Origin of the sequence: Arthrobacter ruber, from assembly GCF_002954225.1 — a bacterium.
Lineage (GTDB): Bacteria > Actinomycetota > Actinomycetes > Actinomycetales > Micrococcaceae > Arthrobacter_D > Arthrobacter_D ruber.
The window spans coordinates 34,396-55,429 of record NZ_PPTH01000016.1 but is presented as its reverse complement, the minus strand read 5'-3'; the positions used below and the strand labels follow the sequence as shown (position 1 = coordinate 55,429).

22 protein-coding genes, 1 pseudogene and 2 riboswitches are annotated in these 21,034 nt (G+C 70.3%); of the genes and pseudogenes, 8 read left to right on the top strand and 15 right to left on the bottom strand.

Annotation, left to right across the window (positions count from 1 at the left end; genetic code table 11):
- Window positions 1–8: 8 nt before the first annotated feature.
- The 3 genes and pseudogenes from CI785_RS08800 to CI785_RS17075 all read left to right on the top strand — a co-directional run bounded on the left by CI785_RS08800 (window position 9) and on the right by CI785_RS17075 (window position 1,303).
- Complete coding sequence (locus tag CI785_RS08800; RefSeq protein ID WP_420808231.1) at window positions 9–254, top strand: MrpF/PhaF family protein; 246 nt, start codon at window positions 9–11, stop codon at window positions 252–254.
- Window positions 255–258: 4 nt separating this feature from the next.
- Window positions 259–609, top strand: a pseudogene (gene mnhG / locus CI785_RS08795) (monovalent cation/H(+) antiporter subunit G); the annotation flags it as partial.
- Window positions 610–922: 313 nt separating this feature from the next.
- The gene (locus CI785_RS17075) at window positions 923–1,303 is read left to right on the top strand and encodes a response regulator transcription factor (RefSeq protein WP_157940212.1); all 381 of its coding nucleotides are present in this window, start codon (window positions 923–925) and stop codon (window positions 1,301–1,303) included.
- An 11-nt stretch (window positions 1,304–1,314) separates the two neighbouring features.
- On the opposite strand, the gene CI785_RS08785 is transcribed toward CI785_RS17075, so the two are convergent.
- From CI785_RS08785 to CI785_RS08765, 5 genes are all read right to left on the bottom strand, one after another.
- A complete protein-coding gene (locus CI785_RS08785; protein ID WP_105031729.1) occupies window positions 1,315–2,589 on the bottom strand; it encodes a Y-family DNA polymerase in 1,275 nt (424 codons plus the stop codon).
- Between the two features lie 5 nt (window positions 2,590–2,594).
- Entirely contained in the window at window positions 2,595–2,978 is a 384-nt protein-coding gene (locus tag CI785_RS08780; RefSeq protein WP_240615142.1) for a LexA family protein, read from the bottom strand.
- 166 nt (window positions 2,979–3,144) lie between these two features.
- Window positions 3,145–3,486: a UBP-type zinc finger domain-containing protein gene (locus CI785_RS08775; protein WP_105031727.1), complete on the bottom strand. Its 342-nt coding sequence runs from the start codon at window positions 3,484–3,486 to the stop codon at window positions 3,145–3,147.
- Window positions 3,483–5,054: an FAD-dependent monooxygenase gene (locus CI785_RS08770; protein ID WP_105032126.1), complete on the bottom strand. Its 1,572-nt coding sequence runs from the start codon at window positions 5,052–5,054 to the stop codon at window positions 3,483–3,485. The genes CI785_RS08775 and CI785_RS08770 overlap by 4 nt, the downstream gene beginning before the upstream one ends.
- Window positions 5,055–5,069: 15 nt before the next feature.
- Window positions 5,070–5,717, bottom strand: coding sequence for a 4a-hydroxytetrahydrobiopterin dehydratase (locus CI785_RS08765; protein WP_105031726.1), 648 nt, complete (start codon window positions 5,715–5,717; stop codon window positions 5,070–5,072).
- A 233-nt stretch (window positions 5,718–5,950) separates the two neighbouring features.
- On the opposite strand from CI785_RS08765, the gene CI785_RS08760 reads away from it, so the two are divergent.
- Entirely contained in the window at window positions 5,951–7,402 is a 1,452-nt protein-coding gene (locus CI785_RS08760; RefSeq protein WP_105032125.1) for an amino acid permease, read from the top strand.
- 15 nt (window positions 7,403–7,417) lie between these two features.
- Here the strand turns inward: CI785_RS08760 and CI785_RS08755 are convergent, their stop codons facing one another.
- Window positions 7,418–7,711 carry a hypothetical protein gene (locus tag CI785_RS08755; protein WP_105031725.1) on the bottom strand — a complete coding sequence of 98 codons (294 nt, stop codon included), beginning with the start codon at window positions 7,709–7,711 and terminating at the stop codon, window positions 7,418–7,420.
- Between the two features lie 165 nt (window positions 7,712–7,876).
- On the opposite strand from CI785_RS08755, the gene CI785_RS08750 reads away from it, so the two are divergent.
- Window positions 7,877–9,004 carry an FUSC family protein gene (locus CI785_RS08750; RefSeq protein WP_105031724.1) on the top strand — a complete coding sequence of 376 codons (1,128 nt, stop codon included), beginning with the start codon at window positions 7,877–7,879 and terminating at the stop codon, window positions 9,002–9,004.
- Between the two features lie 92 nt (window positions 9,005–9,096).
- Here CI785_RS08750 and CI785_RS08745 read toward each other — a convergent pair whose 3' ends face one another.
- Window positions 9,097–9,357 (bottom strand): DUF4235 domain-containing protein, encoded by a 261-nt coding sequence (locus tag CI785_RS08745; protein ID WP_105031723.1) that lies wholly within the window; start codon window positions 9,355–9,357, stop codon window positions 9,097–9,099.
- A gap of 116 nt (window positions 9,358–9,473) precedes the next feature.
- Window positions 9,474–9,598, top strand: a riboswitch (TPP riboswitch).
- 61 nt (window positions 9,599–9,659) lie between these two features.
- On the opposite strand from CI785_RS08745, the gene CI785_RS08740 reads away from it, so the two are divergent.
- Genes CI785_RS08740 through CI785_RS08730 form a run of 3 tightly spaced genes read left to right on the top strand, consistent with a single transcriptional unit; the run spans window position 9,660 to window position 12,561 of the window.
- Window positions 9,660–10,268: an ECF transporter S component gene (locus tag CI785_RS08740; RefSeq protein WP_105031722.1), complete on the top strand. Its 609-nt coding sequence runs from the start codon at window positions 9,660–9,662 to the stop codon at window positions 10,266–10,268.
- Window positions 10,265–11,767 (top strand): ABC transporter ATP-binding protein, encoded by a 1,503-nt coding sequence (locus CI785_RS08735; protein WP_420808222.1) that lies wholly within the window; start codon window positions 10,265–10,267, stop codon window positions 11,765–11,767. Before CI785_RS08740 ends, CI785_RS08735 begins: the two co-directional genes overlap by 4 nt.
- A gap of 41 nt (window positions 11,768–11,808) precedes the next feature.
- Entirely contained in the window at window positions 11,809–12,561 is a 753-nt protein-coding gene (locus tag CI785_RS08730) for an energy-coupling factor transporter transmembrane component T family protein (RefSeq protein ID WP_105032124.1), read from the top strand.
- A 76-nt stretch (window positions 12,562–12,637) separates the two neighbouring features.
- Here CI785_RS08730 and CI785_RS08725 read toward each other — a convergent pair whose 3' ends face one another.
- The 8 genes from CI785_RS08725 to CI785_RS08690 all read right to left on the bottom strand — a co-directional run bounded on the left by CI785_RS08725 (window position 12,638) and on the right by CI785_RS08690 (window position 21,010).
- The gene (locus CI785_RS08725) at window positions 12,638–13,375 is read right to left on the bottom strand and encodes an amino acid ABC transporter ATP-binding protein (RefSeq protein ID WP_105031720.1); all 738 of its coding nucleotides are present in this window, start codon (window positions 13,373–13,375) and stop codon (window positions 12,638–12,640) included.
- Complete coding sequence (locus CI785_RS08720; RefSeq protein WP_105031719.1) at window positions 13,372–14,136, bottom strand: amino acid ABC transporter permease; 765 nt, start codon at window positions 14,134–14,136, stop codon at window positions 13,372–13,374. Before CI785_RS08720 ends, CI785_RS08725 begins: the two co-directional genes overlap by 4 nt.
- 10 nt (window positions 14,137–14,146) lie before the next feature.
- Entirely contained in the window at window positions 14,147–15,064 is a 918-nt protein-coding gene (locus CI785_RS08715; protein ID WP_105031718.1) for an ABC transporter substrate-binding protein, read from the bottom strand.
- Window positions 15,065–15,222: 158 nt separating this feature from the next.
- Window positions 15,223–15,341, bottom strand: a riboswitch (SAM riboswitch).
- A gap of 107 nt (window positions 15,342–15,448) precedes the next feature.
- Window positions 15,449–16,327 carry an aminodeoxychorismate lyase gene (locus CI785_RS08710; RefSeq protein ID WP_105031717.1) on the bottom strand — a complete coding sequence of 293 codons (879 nt, stop codon included), beginning with the start codon at window positions 16,325–16,327 and terminating at the stop codon, window positions 15,449–15,451.
- Window positions 16,328–16,361: 34 nt separating this feature from the next.
- Complete coding sequence (gene yjfF, locus CI785_RS08705; RefSeq protein ID WP_105031716.1) at window positions 16,362–17,375, bottom strand: galactofuranose ABC transporter, permease protein YjfF; 1,014 nt, start codon at window positions 17,373–17,375, stop codon at window positions 16,362–16,364.
- The gene (locus tag CI785_RS08700) at window positions 17,375–18,406 is read right to left on the bottom strand and encodes an ABC transporter permease (RefSeq protein ID WP_105031715.1); all 1,032 of its coding nucleotides are present in this window, start codon (window positions 18,404–18,406) and stop codon (window positions 17,375–17,377) included. Before CI785_RS08700 ends, yjfF begins: the two co-directional genes overlap by 1 nt.
- Window positions 18,403–19,926 carry a sugar ABC transporter ATP-binding protein gene (locus tag CI785_RS08695; RefSeq protein ID WP_105031714.1) on the bottom strand — a complete coding sequence of 508 codons (1,524 nt, stop codon included), beginning with the start codon at window positions 19,924–19,926 and terminating at the stop codon, window positions 18,403–18,405. Before CI785_RS08695 ends, CI785_RS08700 begins: the two co-directional genes overlap by 4 nt.
- A 94-nt stretch (window positions 19,927–20,020) precedes the next feature.
- Window positions 20,021–21,010, bottom strand: a complete 990-nt coding sequence (locus CI785_RS08690; protein WP_105031713.1) for an ABC transporter substrate-binding protein — start codon at window positions 21,008–21,010, stop codon at window positions 20,021–20,023.
- Window positions 21,011–21,034 lie beyond the last annotated feature (24 nt).

The window sequence follows — 21,034 nt, the reverse complement described above, 5'->3', positions numbered from 1 at the left end:
CCGTCGTTATGTATGTCGTAGGAGGAATACTCGCGGTGGCTCTCGCCTTCGCGCTCTTCCGGGCGGTCCGGGGCCCGTCCATCCTCGACCGCGTGCTGGCGCTCGACGTCGTCCTCGCCATCATCGGCGCCGCGCTCGTCGTGAACATGGTGGCGAACCGGCACCTCGACAACCTGGTCCTGCTCGTCACGATCTCCCTGATCGGTTTCATCGGCTCCGTCACGGTGGCCCGCTTCGTCACGGACAGGAAGTAGCGCCATGGCCACCGACGTCGTCGTCGCCGTCCTGATGATCGGCGGGGCCCTCATGTCCCTCGCCGCCGGGATCGGCCTCGCACGTTTCCCGGACCTCCTCTCGCGCATGCATGCCGCCACGAAGCCGCAGGTCCTCGGACTGCTGCTCTTCCTGCTGGCGCTCGCCGTCGAGAACGGGACCTGGCTCCTGGTACCCGTGCTCGTGCTGTGCTGGGTGTTCCAGCTGCTCACCAGTCCGGTGTCCGCGCACATGGTGGGCCGGGCAGGCTACCGCACACGGCACCTGCGACGCGACCTGCTCACCCTCGACGAGCTCGATGACGTCGTGGCGCGGGCGGCGGCCGGGGAGGCGGAGGCCCACGAGTCACCGCAACCCGACCCGGCAGCCGGCACCCCGGCCATCGGCGGCCCGGTACCGGTGGATCCCGCCGTCGTCGACCCGGCAGCGCCCCGCGCACCCGGTGGCACCGGCCGGCGGGCGCGCAGGGATCGCGCCTGAGCGCAGACGGCGGCGCGACGGACCTCCACGGGCCGGACGGCGCGCGGAAGGGTGCGTCACCGGCCTGTCAAGCAGCCCCCGGGACCACCGGTGGAGAGCCGCAGGGCCGGCAGGAGAAGGTAAGGTGGCTGCTGATCATGGGGCGACGTCAAGGAAATCGGGTTCAGGAATGGTAGGGCTGCAGCGCAACGCGGTGATCATCGAGGACGACGGCGACATCCGCCGGCTGCTCGGCATCGTGTTGTCCGGCCGGGGTTTCACGGTGCACGAGGCGGTCACGGGAGCCGAGGGGCAGCGCCTCGTCGACACGGTGGACCCCCAGCTCGTCACGCTGGACCTCAACCTCCCGGACATGGACGGACTCGACCTGTGCCCCCGGTTGCGCGCCGGATCGACGGCACATATCCTCACGATCTCCGCCCGGCCCCCGCAGCTCACCGAGGAACAGTGCCTCGCGGCCGGATCCGACCACTTCCTGGCCAAGCCGTTCAGCCCGCGCGCGCTCGCAGCCCACCTCGACGCCGTCCTGCCGATGAGGGCTGCCGCCTGACGCGCGTGCGCCTACCGGGCCTTCACGACGGGTAGCTCCGACCACTTGGTCGTGTAGTGGGGCGAGAGCATGTCCCGTTTCATCGTCCAGTCGGAGCCCGCCTTCAGCCCCGCGTGGCCGAGCCCGATGGCCGACCGTCCGAACCGCCGGCCCACGTCGTGTAGGAGAAGACCTGTGTCCTTCGGCGCCGAGCCGTCGACCGGCAGCAGGGCCTGGGCGCCGGCGGGTCGCAGGTCGGTGACGACCACGCCCGCGCGGATGTACGGCACACCCTCCTCGACGAGGGGGAGGAGCCGATCCGCGGCGCGCGTCAGTTCTAGGGGGTTCGCCGTGTGGGCGGGCAGCGGGACGCAGACGGTCGGCGCGCTCCTGGGTCCGGTGCTGAAGGGTGAGGTGGCGGCGAAGGCCGTGATCACCCGCCCCTGCAGTGACTTCCGGGCCAGGCGGGAGGCGGCGCCCTGCGCGTAGGTGCTGAGCGCCTGGTGCATCGCATCCCGCGTGGTCACCGGTGTGGCGAAGGAGCGGGAGTAGAGCACCTGCTCGTTGCCGGTGGATTCGTGTCCGGTGATGCAGGAAGTGCCCTGCAGCTCGAGCACCGTCCTCATGAGCACCACCGAGAAGCGCTTGCGGATGCCGACGGGGTCGGCGGCGGCGAGGTCCCATGCCGAGTCGATCCCGATCGCGTTGAGCCGCTGGGCGTTCCTCGCCCCGACACCCCAGATGTCCGAGACAGCGAGGCGCTGCAGCAGGGACCGCCGGTGCTCCTCGGGCACCAGGTCCCAGTGGCACACGCCGTCGAAGCCCGGGTTGCCCTTCGCCCAGCGGTTGGCGAGCTTGGCGAGGGTCTTGGTGGGCGCGATCCCCACGCAGACGGGCAGGCCGACGTGGCGGCGCACCACGGCCCGTATCTCGGTTCCGGTGCGGTGCTGGGCGTCCAGGGGGCCCGAGAGGGTGAGGAAGGCCTCGTCGATGCTGTAGATCTCGAGGTTCCCGGTGTACCGGCCGAGGAGTTCCATGACGCGGGCGCTGAGGTCGCCGTAGAGCTCGTAGTTGCTCGAACGCACCTCCAGCCCCCAGTCCCGCGCCTGCCCGGCGATGCGGAACCACGGCGTGCCCATGCTGATGCCGAGGGCCTTCGCTTCGGGGCTGCGGGTGATCACGCAGCCGTCGTTGTTGGAGAGCACCACGAGCGGCCGGCCCTCGAGCGACGGGTCGAAGGCGCGCTCGGAGGAGACGTAGAAATTGTTGACGTCCACCAGCGCGATGCTGCTGCGGTGCTCAGACATGGTGCTCAGACATGGTGCAGGCACCGGGTGGCGACCCCCCAGATCACCAGGTGGTCCGGATCGGGGACGGGGATGGGCTCGTAGGCGGTGTGGGCGGCGACGAGCAGAACTCCCGACGGTGCGATCCGGAGCCTGCGGATGACGAGCTCGCCGTCGAGCACCGCGATCACCACGGACCCGTCGCGCGGGCGCAGGGCGCGATCGACGATCAGCTCGTCGCCGTCGGAGATGCCCGCTCCCTCCATGGCATCCCCGGAGACCCGGACGATGAAGGTGCTCGTGATGTCCTTGATGAGGTGGCGGTTGAGGTCGATGCGGTCCTCGAACCAGTCCTGAGCGGGGGAGGCGTACCCCGACGGCAGGAGCGAGCCGCCTTCGGTCGAGCCCATCGGCCGGCGCGGCGCCGCACCGGACGCACCGGAACCGTCCATCCTCACACCCCGTCTCCCCGTGGTGCCGGCTCCTCGTCCCGGTGCCGGCCTTCGAAGCCTAGACGCTGCCACCGACGCCCGGAGCACGACGACAGGGGGGCGCGCCGTGGTGTCGCTGCCCGGGTCAGTGGATGCGGCGTCGCCAGTCGGCGGGCACGCGCCCGGCCGGGCCGGGGACGGGCTGGTCGGCCGGGCGGCTGGTCGGCTCGGCGAGGGCAGGACCGTCCGTGAACTGGTGCGTGCGGTAGTCCCAGAACCAGTCCTCGCCCGGCTCGAAGGACATCGCCACCGGATGACCGGCCGACGCCGCGTGCGCGGAGGCGTGGCGGGACGGGGAGCTGTCGCAGCACCCCACCTGACCGCACGCGGCGCACCGGCGCAGGTGCACCCACCAGCCTCCGGAGGCGTCGCACTCCTTGCAGCCGGTGCCCGAGGGGGCGACGCCCGTATCGATGGCGTCCGTCATGGCAGTCCTTTCGTCTCGGCGGGGTGAGCAGGGGATCCCGTTGTGGGCGAGGCGCGCCGCGCGGCGTCGAAGGCGGGGAGCGCCTTGGCAGGCGTGGCCGCCGCCGCCACGAAGCCGTCGGGCCGTACGAGGTACAGCACGCCGGCCTCGAGCGGGGTCGACCCGGTCGTCGCGAAGGTGGAGAGGGGAAGTCCGAGCTCGCCGGCGACCACACCTGCCAGGCGTGCCGCGGCGTCGTCCCCCGCATACAGGTGCAGCTGCCACACCGCGGTGCGGAGTGCCGCGAAGTTCTCCCCCGTCCAGGGCAGGCGGCGGCCGACGACGGCGTCGCGGCGCCGCCCCGGGGGCGAGCCGGGCATGCGGTAGTGGATCCTCAGCTGGCCCAGGTATCCGGCCAGACGGCGGCCCACCGGCAGGCGGGGCAGCACGGCCATGGCGACGGGCAGCACCACCTGCGGCACGTAGCGGCGTACCAGGACCGCGGTCCTCCTGCGGGAGGTGACCCCGCGGAACACGGTGTCCGTCGTCCTCAGCAGGCGCACGGCCACGGGTCGGCGCTCGGCCTCGTAGCGGTCCAGGAGCGACTCCGGGGCACGAGCCGCGACCACGTCCGCGAGTTTGAACGCGAGGTTGTGGGCGTCCTGGAGTCCGGTGTTCATGCCCTGCGCGCCGACGGGTGAGTGGACGTGGGCGGCGTCGCCGGCGAGGAACACGGAGCCGGTCCGGAACCGAGCGGCGATCCGGTGGTGGACGCGGTACGTGGAGAACCAGCGGTGGTCCTCGTACGTGACGCCGAAGCCCTCGGCCAGGCGGCGGCGCGCGACGTCCTCCGTGATCGGCGGGGTGTCGTCGCCGGCGATGCCGATGAGGCGCTGCCCGCTCCGGCCGTCCTCCGCCGGGCGCATGGGGAACGCGAGCAGGAACTCGGTGGCGCCCTGGCGGATGTTCACGGAGGCGGGGCTGAGCCCCCGGACGCCCAGCGCGTCCACGAGGTAGAAGCTCTGCCGGCTGGTCGTGCCCTCGAAGGGCGTGCCGCACAGGGACCGGACGGCCGAGGACGCACCGTCGCAGCCGACGGCGAAGCGCGCACGGATGGTCGAGGTCCCGGCGGGGCCCTCGACGACGGCGGAGACGGCGCCGTCGTGCTGCTCCAGGGTGGCCAGCCGGTGCCGCCAGCGCACGGATCCGCCGGTTGCCTGCAGGTTGGCGGCAAGGATCCGCTCGTTGGCGCTCTGCTCCAGCATGTACATCCCGGGGTAGGGCGTGAGGCCCTGCCCGAGCCGGGTCAGCGGGATGGGGGTGAAGGCCTTCCGCCCGTACCCCTGGCGCAGCGACTCGGCGTGCTGGGCCTCGGCCAGCACGCCGTCCACGACGCCGAGCTGGTCGTAGATCTCCATGGAGCGCGAGTGCACGCCCAGGGCGCGCGACTCCACCGTCGGCCCGTCCTTGCCGTCGATGACCGCGACGGGCACGCCCAGTTTCACCAGCCAGTTCGCCAGCATCAGGCCCGTGGGGCCGGCCCCGACCACGAGCACCTCGACGTCGTCCGCCGCACCTTCAGGGGTCATCATCGGCTCCGGGGGTCAGCGGTCGAGGATGGTGCAGACGCAGGCGCGGTTGCCCTCGGCGTCCGCCAGCACCGTGAAGGACGGCGCCGCGGCGTCGTCGACCACTCTGCCCCCGGCGGCGACGGCGGCCGCGATGCGCCCCTCCGCCGCGTCGTGCGGCACCCACACGTCCAGGTGGAAGCGCTGCCGCGGGGTCTCGTGGGCGTCGGTGTGCTGGAACCACAGCAGCGGCACCCGCCCGCCGGGATCCTCGATGTCGTCCCCGTCCCGCGCGCCGGCGTCGCCGGTCAGCAGGGCGGCCCAGAACGGACCGATGGCGGCCACGTCCGCGGTGTCGAGGGCGAGTTCGACGACGGCGGGCGCGGCGGGATCGGCCGGGACGCCCTGGCCGGCGGCGACCCGACTGATCCGTCGGGCGAGCTCGACGTCGCGCCCGGTCACGCCGGACGCGTCGTGGCTGAGGAGCCTCACGTCGACATGCGGGTAGGTGAGCGTCACATCGGGGTGGTGGCCCGCCTCCTCCGCGAGTTCCCCGATGGCGGAGACGAACGCGAGGCCCGTGGCGAAGTCGCGCGTCAGGAAGCGGGCATGCAGTGCCTGCGCCAGCTTCCGCCAGTCGTCCAGCCCGGCGTCGAGGATGTCCTGGGTGCTGAGGATCGTCATGCGGCCAGTATGTCGAAGTCCCGGGGGACAGAGAAGGCCCCGGGGCGGGTGGAACGGCCGCCCGCGACGGATGTCGACCGACGATTCCCGGCGCCGTGATTTGACTCACGCCCGCGGACGGTTCAGGGTTTTAGGTCTGTCCTCATCCCGACCCACCCGCTCGCAGTCATGCCCGCATGCCCTGCAGCCGCAGAAGGAATTCCTACCCCATGCCCGAATCCGCTTCCTCGGCGATGGTCTCCACGGCCCACGCCGCCGGCGACCAGCACCAGTCCCCGCACCTCACCCGGGCGCTCAGCAACCGCCACATCCAACTGCTCGCCATCGGTGGTGCAATCGGCACCGGCCTGTTCATGGGCTCCGGCAAGACCATCTCGCTCGCCGGCCCCTCCGTGATCTTCGTGTACATGATCATCGGCTTCATGCTGTTCTTCGTCATGCGCGCCATGGGCGAGATCCTGCTCTCCAACCTCGAGTACAAGTCCTTCAGCGACTTCGCCGGCGACCTGCTCGGCCCCTGGGCGGGCTTCTTTACCGGCTGGTCCTACTGGTTCTTCTGGGTGGTCACCGGTGTCGCGGACATCGTCGCCATCGCCGGTTACGTCGACATCCTCGCGCCCGGCACCCCGCTGTGGATCCCGGCGCTCGCCACCCCCGTGGTGCTGCTGCTCCTGAACCTCCCCACCGTGAAGGCGTTCGGCGAGGCGGAGTTCTGGTTCGCCATCATCAAGGTGGTCGCCATCCTCGCGCTGATCGTCACGGGCATTGTCATGATCGCCACCCGCTTCCAGTCGCCCGGCGGGCAGGTCGCCGATCTCGCGAACATCTGGAACGACGGCGGCATGTTCCCGCACGGTCTCTTCGGCTTCATCCTCGGCTTCCAGATCGCGATCTTCGCGTTCGCCGGCATCGAACTGGTGGGCACCGCCGCCGCGGAGACGAAGGACCCCGAGAAGACGCTGCCCCGTGCCGTGAACTCCATCCCCATCCGCATCCTGCTCTTCTACGTGGGTGCGCTGATCGTGATCATGGCCGTCAACCCGTGGCGGACCATCGACGCCGCGAACAGCCCGTTCATCGGCATGTTCACGCTCGCAGGCCTCGGCATCGCCGCCGTCGTGGTGAACCTCGTGGTGCTGACCTCGGCCGCCTCCAGCGCGAACTCCGGCATCTACTCGACCTCACGCATGGTCTACGGGCTGGCGCAGGACGGCAACGCGCCGCAGTCGTTCGGCAAGCTCAGTTCCCGCAAGGTCCCGCAGAACGCCCTGCTGTTCTCCTGCATCTTCCTGCTCGCCGGGCTGATCCTGCTCTACTCGGGCGACTCCGTGATCGGTGCCTTCACCATCGTCACCTCGGTGGCCTCGGTCCTGACGATGTTCGTCTGGTCCATGATCCTCATCAGCTACGTCGCGTTCCGCCGCCGTCGGCCCGAGCTGCACGAGGCATCGGCCTTCCGGATGCCCGGCTCCTCGTTCATGCCGTACGTGGTCCTCGCGTTCTTCCTCTTCATGCTCGTGGCCCTCGCACAGGCTGAGGACACGCGCCTGGCACTGGTCATCGCGCCCCTGTGGTTCGCGCTGCTCGGCGGTGCCTGGCTCCTGAACCGCAGGACACCGCTCCAGCAGGCCCGCATCGAGGAGCACAAAGCCCTGGTGCGGTCCGAACGGGCCCGCACCGCGTAGGTCCTGCCCTCCCGTTCAGACGAAGGACCGTCCCGTCCGGGGGCGGTCCTTCGTGCGTCCGGCCTGCGCCATCGGTCCGGGCGAGGCTGTCCCCCGGCCGTGCGCGGGCGGCTCTCCGGAGTGGCCGGAGTGCCGGCGCCGGCTGACGAGGGCTGCGTTGAGACCCCCGATGGCAGCGGCGGTGATGAGGCTGTAGAGGACGGCGGCGTCCAGGGCGCGCCCGGTCTCGGTGTGCGCGATCACGAGGACCGGCATCAGCACGAGCAGGGTGGCCAGGAACCAGAGGGCCCTGCTGTGGACGAAGTGCATGTCTCCTCCTTCGGCCGACGGTTTACGACCCTCCAAGCCTAGGAAGGAAGACGCCCCCGCGCGTCATCCCTGAGTAGTAAGGGGCCGGTCGTCACCGGGAGGCGACTCCGTTCCCGGGGTCGCTGCGGCAGGGGCGTTCTCAGGTCCGGCTGCCATACTGCGGGGATGGCCAAGAACAGGAGCACATCCGGCCGGGGTGTCCTCGCCGCCCGTTTCGACGACGACCTGAAGGACCGCCTGCGCTCCGCGGCGGTCAGTCCCCAGTTCCTCCTCGCCGCCAAGGCCGCGCTTGCCGCGGCCGTCGCCTGGACCCTTGCGCTGGCCATCCCCGGGGAGGCCTCCCGGTACCCGTACTACGCACCGCTGGGCGCCCTGCTCGCCATCTACCCCACCGTCGCCGGGTCGCTGAAGTCGGGACTGCAGACGGTCGTCGGTCTCACGATCGGGATCGTCCTGGCCTACGTGGCGGTCTGGGCAGGGGATCCGAACTGGGCGACGATCGCCTTCGTCGTCGGAGCGGGCGTGCTCCTGGGAGGCGCCCTGCGGAGGACGGCGGGCGGTGGCTCCGGCATCGCCTCCGCCGGGCTGTTCGTTCTCGTCATCGGCAACGACAACCTCGGGTACTCGCTCGGCTACCTCGTGCAGACCGTGGTGGGGGTGGGCGTGGGGGTCGCGGTGAGCGCGCTGATCCTGCCGCCACTGAACCTGAATGACGCCGTGGGGCAGATGAGCCGGCTCCGCAGGACGGCGGCCCGGCAGCTGCAGGAGATGGGCGAGGCCCTCGAGACGGACTGGGCCGCGGACGACCCCCGCTGGTCGGAGCGCCGGGACGACCTCATGGCGTCCGCCCGGAACGCGCGCGACGCCCTGCAGTACGCGGACGAGAGCCGGAAGGGCAACGTCCGGCGCCGCTTCCACCCGCGCGACGTCCGCCGCGACCACCAGCACGTGGAGGTCCTCGAGGTGGTCGCCGCCCACACGCTGAACATCACGAACATGCTGCAGGACGCCCTGCACGGGACGTCCAGGGAGCACCCCATCCCGCGGGCCGTCCGGCCGGCCCTCCAGCGCTCGTTCACCGCCGTCGGTGACGTGCTCGACCTGTGGACCGTGGAGGAGGACGACGCCGCCACGCTCCAGGCCGCTGAGGACAGCCTGCGGGCCCTCGCGGCCGCGGCGTACGACTCCTCCACCCCGGACGTGCCCTTCGGCGCCGCGGCCGCCATCGCCATGAGCCTGCACCGCATCCTGCAGGCCGTGACACCCGGGCTGCGCATCGAGGGCGCGGACTGATCGGGGGACCGGCCGCGGGATGCCACGAAAAAGGGAGGAGGGACGCCCCTCCTCCCTTCGACCTCCTCCGACCGGCGGAAGGCCGGACCGGGTCAGGTCAGGTCGCGGGTCTTCGAGTACCGGGCGATCGCCTTCTGCGTGGAGCGGTTGGTGAGCACCTGGATGGTGGTGCTCACGGCCCCCGAGATGATGGCGAACACGAGCGCCGAGCGCAGGGTGTTCTCCAGCCCGTCCTTGCTCTTCGGCGGGGCCTCGCCCGTGATCTTCTCCCACAGGAAGTCGACGAGCTTGGTCCCGACGAAGCCCGCACCCGCGCTGAGGCCGACGCCGAGCAGTTTGAACACCACGTTCATGGTTTCTCCTTCTGGTCCGAATAGTCCTGCGCCTAGCCTAGTCGTGCTCCGCACCCGATCGCAGGCACGATCGGCGGGACACCGCTGCGCCGGTGTAGGATCGGGAACGCTCAAGCAACACACGACAGGGGAGCGCCGATCGGCAGCATGCTGCCGGGCCGGGCGCTGAGAGTGCGGACCGCCGCAGACCCTCGAACCTGATCCGGCTAGTACCGGCGAAGGGAGTCGAGTTCTCAGAGTGCACGGGTATCGCTGCGTCGACGCCCGACACTCTCCCCTCCTGTATCCCAGGAGGAATTCCCATGGCATCGTCAACATCCCTCAGGGGCGCCCCGGCGTCGACGCGGCAGTGGCGCGTCGTCGACATCGTGGTGGCCTCGGTCATCGCGGTCGCCGTCGGCGTCCTGTTCTTCGCGTGGTCCGCCGGCTACTCCGGCATCAGCGTCCTCACCGCCGGTTTCCCGCCGCTCGCAGGCCTGTACTCGGGCGGCTGGCTCATCGCGGGCGTGCTCGGCGGGCTGATCATCCGGAAGCCCGGCGCGGCCATCTACTGCGAGGTGCTCGCCTCGGTGGTCTCCGCGCTCATCGGGACCCAGTGGGGGGTGAGCGTGCTGCTCTCCGGGGCCATCCAGGGCATCGGGGCGGAACTGGTCTTCCTGCTCTTCCTCTACCGGAAGTGGAACCTCCCGGTCGCGCTCCTCGCCGGGCTCGGTGCGGGCCTGGCGCTCGCCATCAGCGAGAACATCCTCTACAACGCGCTGTGGAGCATCGAGTTCAAGCTCCTCTACACGCTGTTCGCGAGCATCTCCGGCGTCGTCATCGCGGGCCTGCTCTCATGGCTGGCCATGCGCGGCCTCGCGAGGACGGGCGTGCTGTCCGCCTTCGCGGCCGGGCGTACGGCGGACGTGTGACACCAGCGAATGCGCCGTCCCCGGGCGCGGTGCACATCCGCACCCGGGGATGGGGGTGGCGTCACGCCGGTCGCAGGGCCTTCGCCGCGCGCCACCTCGACCTCGAGATCCAGCCCGGCGAGCGCGTGCTGCTCCTCGGCGCCTCCGGTGCGGGCAAGTCCACCGTCCTGCACGGCCTGGCGGGCCTGCTCGGAAGCCAGGACGAGGGAGAGCAGGAGGGCGAGCTCCTGCTCGACGGCGCGCACCCCGCCGCGGCGCGGGGGAGGGCCGGGCTGGTTCTGCAGGATCCCGAGACGCAGGTGGTCCTCGCCCGCGTGGGCGACGAGGTGGCCTTCGCCGCCGAGAATCTCGCCGTGCCCCGTGAGGAGATCTGGCGGCGCGTGGGACGCGCGCTCGACGACGTGGGCCTCGGCCTCCCGCTCGACCACCCCACCACCGCCCTGTCCGGCGGGCAGAAACAGCGCCTCGCGCTCGCCGCGGTCCTCGCGATGGAACCCGGACTGCTCCTGCTGGACGAGCCCACCGCGAACCTGGACCCCGACGGCGTCCTGGAGGTCCGCGACGCCGTGGTGCGCGTCCTCGAGCGCACGGGCGCCACGCTCGTGGTCGTCGAGCACCGCGTGGCCGTCTGGGCGGACGTCGTCGACCGCGTGATCGTGCTCGACGCCACCGGTGGGGTCCTCGCCGACGGTCCCCCCGCCACCGTCCTCGTCCAGGAGGGCACCCGCACGCGCCTCGCCGCGGCAGGGGTCTGGGTGCCGGGGTGGCAGCCCGCTGTCGGCGGGACGATGCCCGGGAGCTCGGGATCCGGCTACGGCGACGGCGTGCTCCTGTCAGCGCACGGCCTGGGCGTCGCCCGGACGCGGCGCGGCCCTGCCGCCGTCGAGGATCTCGACCTGACGGTGCGGGCCGGGGAGGCCCTGGGCATCACCGGGCCCAACGGCGCCGGGAAGTCCACGGCCGCGCTGACGCTCGGGGGCCTGCTGCGCCCGCGCGCCGGGCGGCTCGACGCCTCACCGCTCCTGGCGGGAACGGCCGGGAGCGATCCGTTCCGCTGGCGCTCGGCCCAGCTGGTGCGGCGCATCGGAACCGTCTTCCAGGAACCCGAGCACCAGTTCCTCACCGCGACCGTCGCGGACGAGCTCGCGTTCGGGCCGCGGCAGGCCGGCACCGCCGAGGCGACGCGCACCGCGAGCGTCGCCGAGCGGCTGCGCCTCACGCACCTGCTGCAGGCCAACCCGTTCACGCTCTCCGGCGGGGAGAAACGGCGCCTGTCGGTGGCGACGATGCTCGCCACCGCGCCGCGCGTCCTCGTCCTCGACGAGCCGACGTTCGGCCAGGACGCCGGGACCTGGGCGGAGCTCGTCACCCTGCTCCGCGAACTGGTCGACGACGGCGTGGCCGTGCTGTCGGTGACGCACGACGCCGAGTTCATCGCCGCCCTCGGCGGCACCACCCTGCACATCTCCGGCGGGGCGGGACGGCTGGTGTCCCGGTGAGCACCGACTACCTGACGCCCGTGCTCACCGGGACGACGCTCATGCGGGCCAACCCGGTGTCCAAGCTGTTCGCCGCCGTCGTGATCACCCTGGCACTGATGGCCAGCATCGACTGGGTGAGCGCCGCCGTCGTCCTGGCCTGCGAGCTCGCGCTGATGCCGCTGCTCGGCATCAGCGTACGGGGCCTCGTCCGGCGGATCTGGCCACTGCTGATCGCCGCGGGGGTCGGTGCCTACGGCACGGCGCTGCTCGCGGAGAAGACGGGGGCGGTGCTGCTCGACATCGGGCCGTTCCTGTTCACCGAGGGGTCGGTGGCCGCCGGGATCGCTGTGGGGCTGAGGGGACTGGCACTCGCGCTGCCGGGCATCTTCATCCTGCTCAGCACGGATCCCACGGACCTCGCCGACGCGCTCGCACAGAAGCTGCACCTGCCGCACCGGTTCGTCCTCGGGGGGCTGGCGTCGCTGCGGCTCGTGGGACTGCTGGTGGAGCAGTGGGAGATGCTCGGGCTCGCCCGGCATGCACGCGGGATCGGCTCCGACGGGTCCCCCGTCGCCCGTGCCCGGAACCTGCTGGGGCAGTCCTTCGGGCTGATCGTGCAGGCCATCCGGCGGGCCACGCGCCTGGCGACGGCGATGGAGGCCCGTGGGTTCGGCAGCGGCAGTCGCACGTGGGCGCGGGAGAGCACCTTCTTGCCCCTCGACGCCGTCGTGGCCGCCGTCGGACTCCTCGTCGCCGCGGGCGCGGTGACGGCGGCCGTCCTGGCCGGGACCTGGAACTTCATCCTGTCCTGACGGCGCCCGCGGATCGTGGGGGAACGGAACGGGGGCCCGCCCAGGCGGACCCCCGTTCGACGGGCCGACGCAGTACCTAGAGGACGTCCGAAAGGAACGACTTCAGGCGCGGCGTCCGCGGGTCGTCGAAGATCGCGGCCGGAGGTCCGGTCTCCACCACCACGCCGCCGTCCATGAAGGTCACGGTGTCCGAGACGTTGCGCGAGAAACCCATCTCGTGCGTGACGACCACCATGGTCATGCCCGCCGAGGCGAGGTCCGCCATGAGCGCCAGGACGCCCTTGACGAGCTCCGGGTCCAGGGCGGACGTGGCCTCGTCGAAGAACATCACCTCGGGATCCATGGCCAGCGCCCGGGCGATCGCGACGCGCTGCTGCTGCCCACCCGAGAGGTTGCCCGGACGGACGTCGGCCTTGTGCTTCAGGCCCACGAGGTCGAGCTGCGCGAGGGCCTTCTCACGGGCCTCGTCGGCGGACATCTTCCGGAGCTTGCGCAGCGCCAGCGAGACGTTGTCCAGCACCGTCTTGTGGGGGAAGAGGTTGAACTGCTGGAACACCATGCCGATGCGCCGGCGCAGCTCGTCCGGGTTGTCCTTCAGGACGGACCGGCCGTCGAGCAGGATGTCACCCTGGTCCGGTTCGATGAGCCGGTTCAGGACACGCAGCAGGGTCGACTTCCCGGAGCCGGACGGGCCGATGACGGACGCCGTCGTGCCCTGGTCCACGTGCAGGTCGATACCGCGCAGCACGTGGTTGGTGCCGAAGGACAGGTGCAGGTTCCGCCCCGTCAGGGTTCCCGATTCGATGGTCGTCACGCCTTTGCTCCTTCGCCGATCCTCGCGGCCAGTTCATCCGGCTCGGGCTTCTGCTTCTTGCCCACGCGGAGCCGGTTGTCGATGAAGTTCACGAGGTGCGTCAGCGGGATGGTCAGGCACAGGTAGAACAGCCCGGCCGCGATGAGCGGCGACAGGTTGCCGGTGTTGCTCGCGGCGTCGTTACCGACCCGGAAGAGCTCCCGCTCACTGGCCACGAGGCCGATGAAGTAGACCAGCGAGGACTCCTTGATGAGCGAGATGAACTGGTTCACCAGGGCGGGCAGCACGCGCCGCACGCCCTGGGGGACCACTACGAGCTGCATGGACGCGCTGTAGCTGAAGCCCAGGGCGCGCGAGGCCTCCAGCTGTCCCTTCTCCACGCTCTGGATGCCGGAGCGGAAGATCTCGCCGATGTACGCCGAGGCGATCAGCGAGAGGGCGAGGATGCCCAGGGGGTACGGACTGGTGCTGCCCGTAATCTGCCGGAGGATCGGACCGAGCCCCAGGCCGATGAGCAGGATGATCACGACGGCGGGCAGTCCCCGGAAGATGTCCGTGTAGATACGGGCGATCCACCGGAAAACGCGGTTGCGGGAGATCCCCATGATCGCGAGGAGCATGCCGACGACCGTTCCGATGATCCCCGAGGCCAGGGCGAGCATGAGGGTATTCGGCAGGCCGACGGTCAGGAGGTCCGGCAGGACGGCTGCCATCGCCTCCCAGTCGAAGAAGGTCTTGCCGAGCTGTTCGAGGGCGTCCATGCAGGGACCGCTACTTTACTTCCACGGCTTTGCTGCCGGGCTTCCAGTCGGAGGGCATCTCGCGGTCGGGGTACCACTCCTTGGTGAGCTCGGTCCACGTGCCGTCGGCGACGACGGCGTCGAGGCCAGCGTTCAGGGCGTCGATGAGGGGCTGGTTGTCGCTGTTCACGGCGTACGCGGTGAAGTTCTCGGTGTTGATGATCGTCTCGGCGATGGTGGTGTCGTCGCCTTCCTTGACCTGGCCGGTGGCCTGCTGCGACGGCGCCACCCAGGCGTCGACCTGGCCGTTCTTCACGTTCGCGTAGACGGTGTTGTAGTCCGGGAAGCGCACGGGCTCCAGACCCAGGGTGTTGGAGACGTAGTCGTCCTGGACGGTGCCCTGGACCACGCCGATGCGGGTGCTCTCCGAGAGGGAGTCGAAACCGGTGACCGGGGAGCCGTTCTTGGCGACGACGGCCATGTAGCCGAAGTCGTAGCCGTTGGTGAAGCCGACGTTCTCGCGACGGGCCTCCGTGGTGGAGATCGAGGAGGATCCGACGTCGTACTGCTTGTTCTGCACCTGGGCGAGGAGCGCCGAGAAGTCAGTGGACGCGAACTCCACCTCGAGGCCCAGCTTGTCGCCGATGGCGCGCAGCAGCTCGTTGTCGTAGCCGGTGAAGACGCCGTCCTCGAGGAAGATGTTCGGCGGGGCGTCCGACAGCGTGCCAACGCGCAGCGTGCCGTCGGTGATGAGGCCGAGGTCCGCCGTGTCGATCTCCTCGATCGGGGTGGTGGTCTCGGTGGTGTACTTGTCCAGCGACTGCTGGTCGCTGCCGGCCAGGGCGTCCGTGGTCTCGGCGGGTTCGCTGCTGGAGCTGCTGCCGCAGGAGACGGTCAGGGCGAGCATGGGTACGGCGAGTGCCGCGAGGAGCTTGCGGGAAAGATTCATGGTGTCCTTCTTGGAGGCGGGCCCGGGGAGGGCGCACTGGGTGAGATCGTTCGCCGGTACCGGCGGGGGAGGAGATGCTGCTCGGTGACACGCTCGCTGTTCTGGGCTGTGCGCGCTGTGGCGGGAGGTGCCGACGAAAGCCGGGACATGACCGCACGACGCCGTACTTGCCAACCGGGGGACTGGGCCCGGCGACCGAATCTTCACCTGGAGCACCCCACTACGGGAGAGGGTTGCTGTCCAGCCGGCCAGGGCCTGAAGGCTGGAACTCTTGATTTCAGCAAAACGCTAGGGCAGGACGGAGTGCCGGGTCAAAACGGGACCGCGGACATTGCGCCGCTTGACGCGCAATCACGCCCGTTCAGGCAGGTGGTGTGGCGGACTTCACACGAAGCGGTGCACGAGCTCCGTGAGTTCGGCGGTCAGCGGGGCCGACGTGCGGAGCTCCTGCCCGTCGAGCGAGAGGACGGGGGCGAGGAGCCGGATGCTCGAGATGAGCCATACGGCGTCGGCCTCCAGGAGGTGGTGCGGCTCGAGCGGACCGTAGCCGAGCTCCCACCCCTGCTCCTTCGCCGCCGCGAACAGCGCGGCCTGCGAGGTGCCCGCCAGGATGCCGCTCTCCAGCTGCGGCGTGAGGAGGGTCTTCCGCCCGTCGCGCTCGCGGGCGAGCAGCACGGTGGAGGTGGGGCCCTCGAGAACCTTGCCGTCGGAGGAGGTGAAGATGACGTCGTCGGCGCCGTGCGCCTTGGCGTAGCGGATCGCGGCCATGTTGACGGCGTAGGAGAGGGTCTTCGCGCCCATCAGCAGCCACGGCGCGCGCTGCGCCACCGTGCTGTCGTAGCCGCGTTCGAGGAAGAGGACCTTCAGGCCCGCCTCGCGCTGGGCCAGGGTCGACGCCGGGACCGGCGCTGCCTGCACCCACGCCGTCGCCCGTCCGGCGCCCTCGACGCCGCGGGTGGCGATCAGCTTCACGACGGCGTCGCTCCGGCCGGGCTCGGCCGCGGCGAACGCGCGCAGGGCGGTGCGGATGGCACGGCTCCACGCCTCGGCGTCGGGCACCTGAAGGTCGAGGGCCGCGGCCGAGGACGCGAGCCGCGCCAGGTGCGCCTGCTCCTTGCGGGGTGTCCCGTCCACGGCCAGCATCGACTCGAAGACGCCGTCACCGCGGGTGGCCCCGAGGTCGGAGATCATGAGCTGCGGCTGCGACGCGTCGGCGATCCTGCCGTCGTCGTGGGCCGGGTCGAGGAACACGAGAACAGTCATGGCCCCAGCGTATCGGCCCGGGGCGCCGGAGCCCTCAGGTCAGGCGCACCTTCCGGGTGAACAGCTTCTGCAGCAGAATGAAGGCCAGGAGCAGGGCCCCGATCACGATGCGCGTCCACCACGAGCTCAGCGTCCCCTCGTAGGAGATGAACGTCTGCACGATGCCGAGGACGAGCACCCCGGCGAGGGATCCGAGCACGTAGCCGTACCCGCCGGTCAGCAGCGTCCCGCCGACGACGACCGCCGCGATGGCGTCCAGTTCCAGCCCGGTGGCCGCCAGGCTGTACCCGGAGAGGCTGTAGAACGAGAACAGGATCCCGGCGATCGCGGAGCACAGCCCGCTGATCCCGTACACGAGGATCTTGGTCCGCGGGACGGCCAGGCCCATGAGCAGTGCCGAGGACTCCCCGCCGCCGATCGCGTACACGGTGCGGCCGAACCGGGTCTGGTGCAGCACGTAGAACGCGACGGCGACGACGAGGAGGGCGATCACGACGCCGGGGGAGACGAACAGCTTGTCCGCCAGCGGGATCCTCGCCTGGGCCATGGAGGTGAAGAAGGGGTCGGTCACGGTGATGGAGTCGACGCTGATGACATAGCAGAGTCCGCGCGCCAGGAACAGCCCAGCGAGGGTCACGATGAACGGCTGGATCTCGAAGACCTGGATCACGGCGCCCATGGCCAGGCCGAAGACCGCGCCGGTCAGGAGCACGAGGAGAATCACGGCGAACGGGTTCCAGCCGGCCTGCAGGAGGGCGGCGGCGATCATCATGGACAGCGCGACCACGGAGCCGACCGACAGATCGATCCCGCCGGTGAGGATCACGAAGGTCATGCCGACGGCGAGGACGATCAGGAAGGTGTTGTCGATCAGGAGGTTGAGGAACACCTGCCCGGACAGGAACCCGGGGTACATGGCGGCACCGACGGCGAACATCGCGAGGAACAGGCCCACGGTCGCCAGCGAGGGGGCGTAGCGTGCCTTGCCCTGCAGCCGGCTGATGCGGCGGCGGTCGAGGGGTGCCGGGGTGCGGGTGAGGACCGACATCAGATGGCCACCTTCACTTGGGACTGCTCGGTCACGGGACGCCTGCGTTGCCTGAAGAGGGTGCGGGCCCTGCTGGACTGCAGGAGGCACACGATGATGACCACCAGCGCCTTGAACACCAGGGTGGCCTCGGGCGGGACGCCCAGCGTGTACACAGTGGTGGTCAGGGTCTGGATGATGAGTGCCCCCACGAGGGTTCCCACGAGGCTGTACCGGCCGCCGGCGAGCGATGTGCCGCCGATGACGACGGCGAGGATCGCGTCCATCTCGATGTAGAGACCCGCGTTGTTGGCGTCCGCCGCCGTCACGTTCGAACTGATCATGAGGCCGGCGACGGCCGCGCACAGCCCGCTGAAGACGTACACCGTCCAGGTGATGGTGCGTGCGTCGATCCCCGCGAGCCTGCTGGCCACGGGGTTGATGCCCACGGCCTCGATGAGCGTCCCGAGGGCCGTGCGGCGCGTCAGCAGGCCGGCGACGCCGAAGGCGCCTGCCGCGATGAGGATCGCGATGGGCAGGCCGAGGAAGAATCCGGCGCCGATCGCCTGGTAGGAGTCGTTCGAGACGGAGATGATCTGCCCGTCGGTGACCAGTTGGGCCAGGCCCCGCCCCGCGGTCATCAGCACCAGCGTGGCGATGATCGGCTGGATGCCGATGACGGAGACCAGGAAACCGTTCCAGAGCCCGAGGGCCAGGCCAGCCACGACGGCGATCGTCACCCCCATGGCGGCGGTCTGCCAGGAGGAGGGGTCCGGTGAGCTGTAGATGTACATGCAGGAGATGGCACCGGCGATGGCCGCGACCGCTCCCACCGAGAGGTCGATGCCGCGGGAGGCGATGACGAGCGTCATGCCGAGGGCGATCAGGATGGTCGGCGCCCCGTTGCGTAGGATGTCGATCAGGCTCCCGTACAGGTGGCCGTCCTGGATGCGGACCGACAGGAAGTCCGCGCGGAAGAGCTGGTTGAGCAGCAGCAGGAGGACCAGCGCGAGCACGGGCCAGGTCAGGCGGTGCCTCAGCAGGGCGCTCATGCGCCGGTCCCCGCGATGACCGTCATGACGTCCTCCATGGTGACTCCGTCGTTCGGGATGTCGGCCACCATGTGCCGGTCCTTGAGGACGGCGATGGTGTCGCTGAGGCGCAGCACTTCCTCGAGCTCGGCCGAGATGAAGACGATCGACATCCCGCCGGAGGCGAGGCCGCTGATGAGTTTCTGGATCTGGGTCTTGGCGCCGATGTCGATGCCCCGGGTCGGTTCGTCGAGGATCAGCAGCTTCGGTTCGGTGATGAGCCAGCGCGCCAGGAGCACCTTCTGCTGGTTGCCTCCGCTGAGGTCGCGGATGAGGGCGTCCTTGTTGGCCGGGCGGATGTCGAGGGTCTCGATGAACTGCTCGGCCAGCTGGTCCTGGGTGCTGCGGGGCACGCGCCGCCACCAGCCCTTGCCGGCCTGCATGGCCAGGATCAGGTTGTCGCGCACCGAGAGGTCGCTGATCAGACCCTCCTCCTTCCGGTTCTCCGAGGAGAATGCGATGTCCCGGTCGATGGCCGAGCGGGGCGTGCGGAGCGTCCGGACGGACCCGTTGATGCTCAGCCGTCCCTGGTCCGCGCGGTCGGCGCCGAAGAGCAGCCGGGCCGTCTCGGTGCGGCCGGATCCGAGGAGGCCGGCGAGGCCGAGGATCTCGCCGGCGTGCACGGTGATGGTCACGTCCCTGACCGAGCCCTTCCTGCCCAGGCCCTCCGCCTGCAGGAACGGCGTCCGCTCCGCGCGGTCGGGCTGGCGCCGGCTCTCGGCCTCCTCGAGTTCGGCCAGCGCGTCCAGTTCCTTGCCGATCATCTTGGAGATCAGGCCCATGCGAGGGAGGTCGGCGGTCAGGTACTCGCCCACGAGCCTGCCGTTGCGCAGGACCGTCATGCGGTCCGAGACCTCGTACACCTGCTCGAGGAAGTGGGACACGAACAGGATCGCCACGCCCCGGTCCCGCAATGTCCGGATCACCGAGAACAGCTGCTGGACCTCGTCCGCGTCGAGGCTCGAGGTGGGTTCGTCGAGGATGAGCACCCGGGCCTCGACCTGCATGGCGCGGGCGATGGCGATGAGCTGCTGGACGGCGATCGAGTGGGACGACAGCACGGACCGCGGGTCGATGTGGCCCAGCTGGAGCTGATCGAGGACCTCCTCCGCCTTCCGGCGGACGTTCCGCCAGTGGATGCCGCCGCGCCTGCGCGGTTCGCGACCGAGCAGGATGTTCTCCTCGACCGAGAGGTTGGGGCAGAGATTCACCTCCTGGTAGACGGTGCTGATCCCGGCAGCCTGCGCCTCGGCCGGCGTGCCGAAGCTCTGGCGGGCCCCCAGCACGGTGATGGTGCCGTCGTCGACCGCGTAGACGCCCGTGAGCGCCTTGATGAGGGTGGACTTCCCGGCGCCGTTCTCACCCAGCAGGGCGTGCACCTCTCCCGGGAACAGCCGGAAGTCGACGCCGTCGAGCGCCTTCACGCCCGGGAAGGCGATGGAGATGCCTTTCATGTCCACTACGGGGGTGCTCTCGCTCATGCCCTGCCCTCCTGTGGCCGGATGCGGCGGGTCGTCCCCGCCGCATCCGGCTCTCCTGGTGACCCGGCCACCCTCGCGGGGCCGGATCCGGTTCCTAGTACTCGCGGCTCGCGAGGACTTCCTTGGCCTGCTCGGGGGTGAAGGTGGTCTCCTCGGTGACCACGCGGGCCGGGACCTCCTCGCCCGCCACCACCTTGGCCGCCAGGTCCATGAGCTGCTCGCCCAGGAGCGGGTTGCACTCCACGATGAAGTTGATCTTGCCGTCCGCGAGGGCCGTCATGCCGTCCTTGACGGCGTCGACGGTGATGATCTTGATGTCCTTGCCCGGCACCTTGCCCGCCGCCTCGATGGCCTCGATGGCACCGAGGCCCATGTCGTCGTTGTGCGCGTAGACCACGTCGATGTCCGGGGTGTTCTTCAGGAACGCCTCCATCACCTGCTTGCCGCCGCTGCGGGTGAAGTCGCCGGTCTGCGACTGCACGATCTTCAGGTCGGGGTCCGCGGCGATGGCGGTCTCGAAGCCCTCCTTGCGGTCGATGGCCGGAGCGGCTCCCGTGGTCCCCTGCAGTTCGACGATGTTCACCGGGCCCTCGGTGGAGGCCGAGTCCTCGACGAGCCAGTCGCCGGCCTTCTTGCCCTCCTCGATGAAGTCCGAGCCGAGGAACGTCTTGTAGAGGGAGGTGTCGGCGGAGTCGACGGCGCGGTCGGTGAGGATGACGGGGATCTCCGCGTCCTTGGCCTCCTTCAGCACGGTGTCCCAGCCGGACTCGACCACGGGTGAGAACGCGATGACGTCCACCTGCTGCTGGATGTAGGAGCGGATCGCCTTGATCTGGTTCTCCTGCTTCTGCTGCGCATCCGAGAACTTGAGGTCCACGCCCGCGGCCTCCGCCGCTTCCTGGACCGACTTGGTGTTGGCGGTGCGCCACCCGCTCTCCGCGCCGACCTGGGCGAAGCCCATGGTGATGGTGCCGTCGGAAGCGCCACCGGCGTCGGAACCGCCACCGGAATCGGACCCTCCGCCGCAGGCGGTGAGGGCGAGGGTGGTGGCGGCGACGACCGCCACGAGGGATTTCCTGAACACTGCTGCCTCCTTGGAAACGGAACC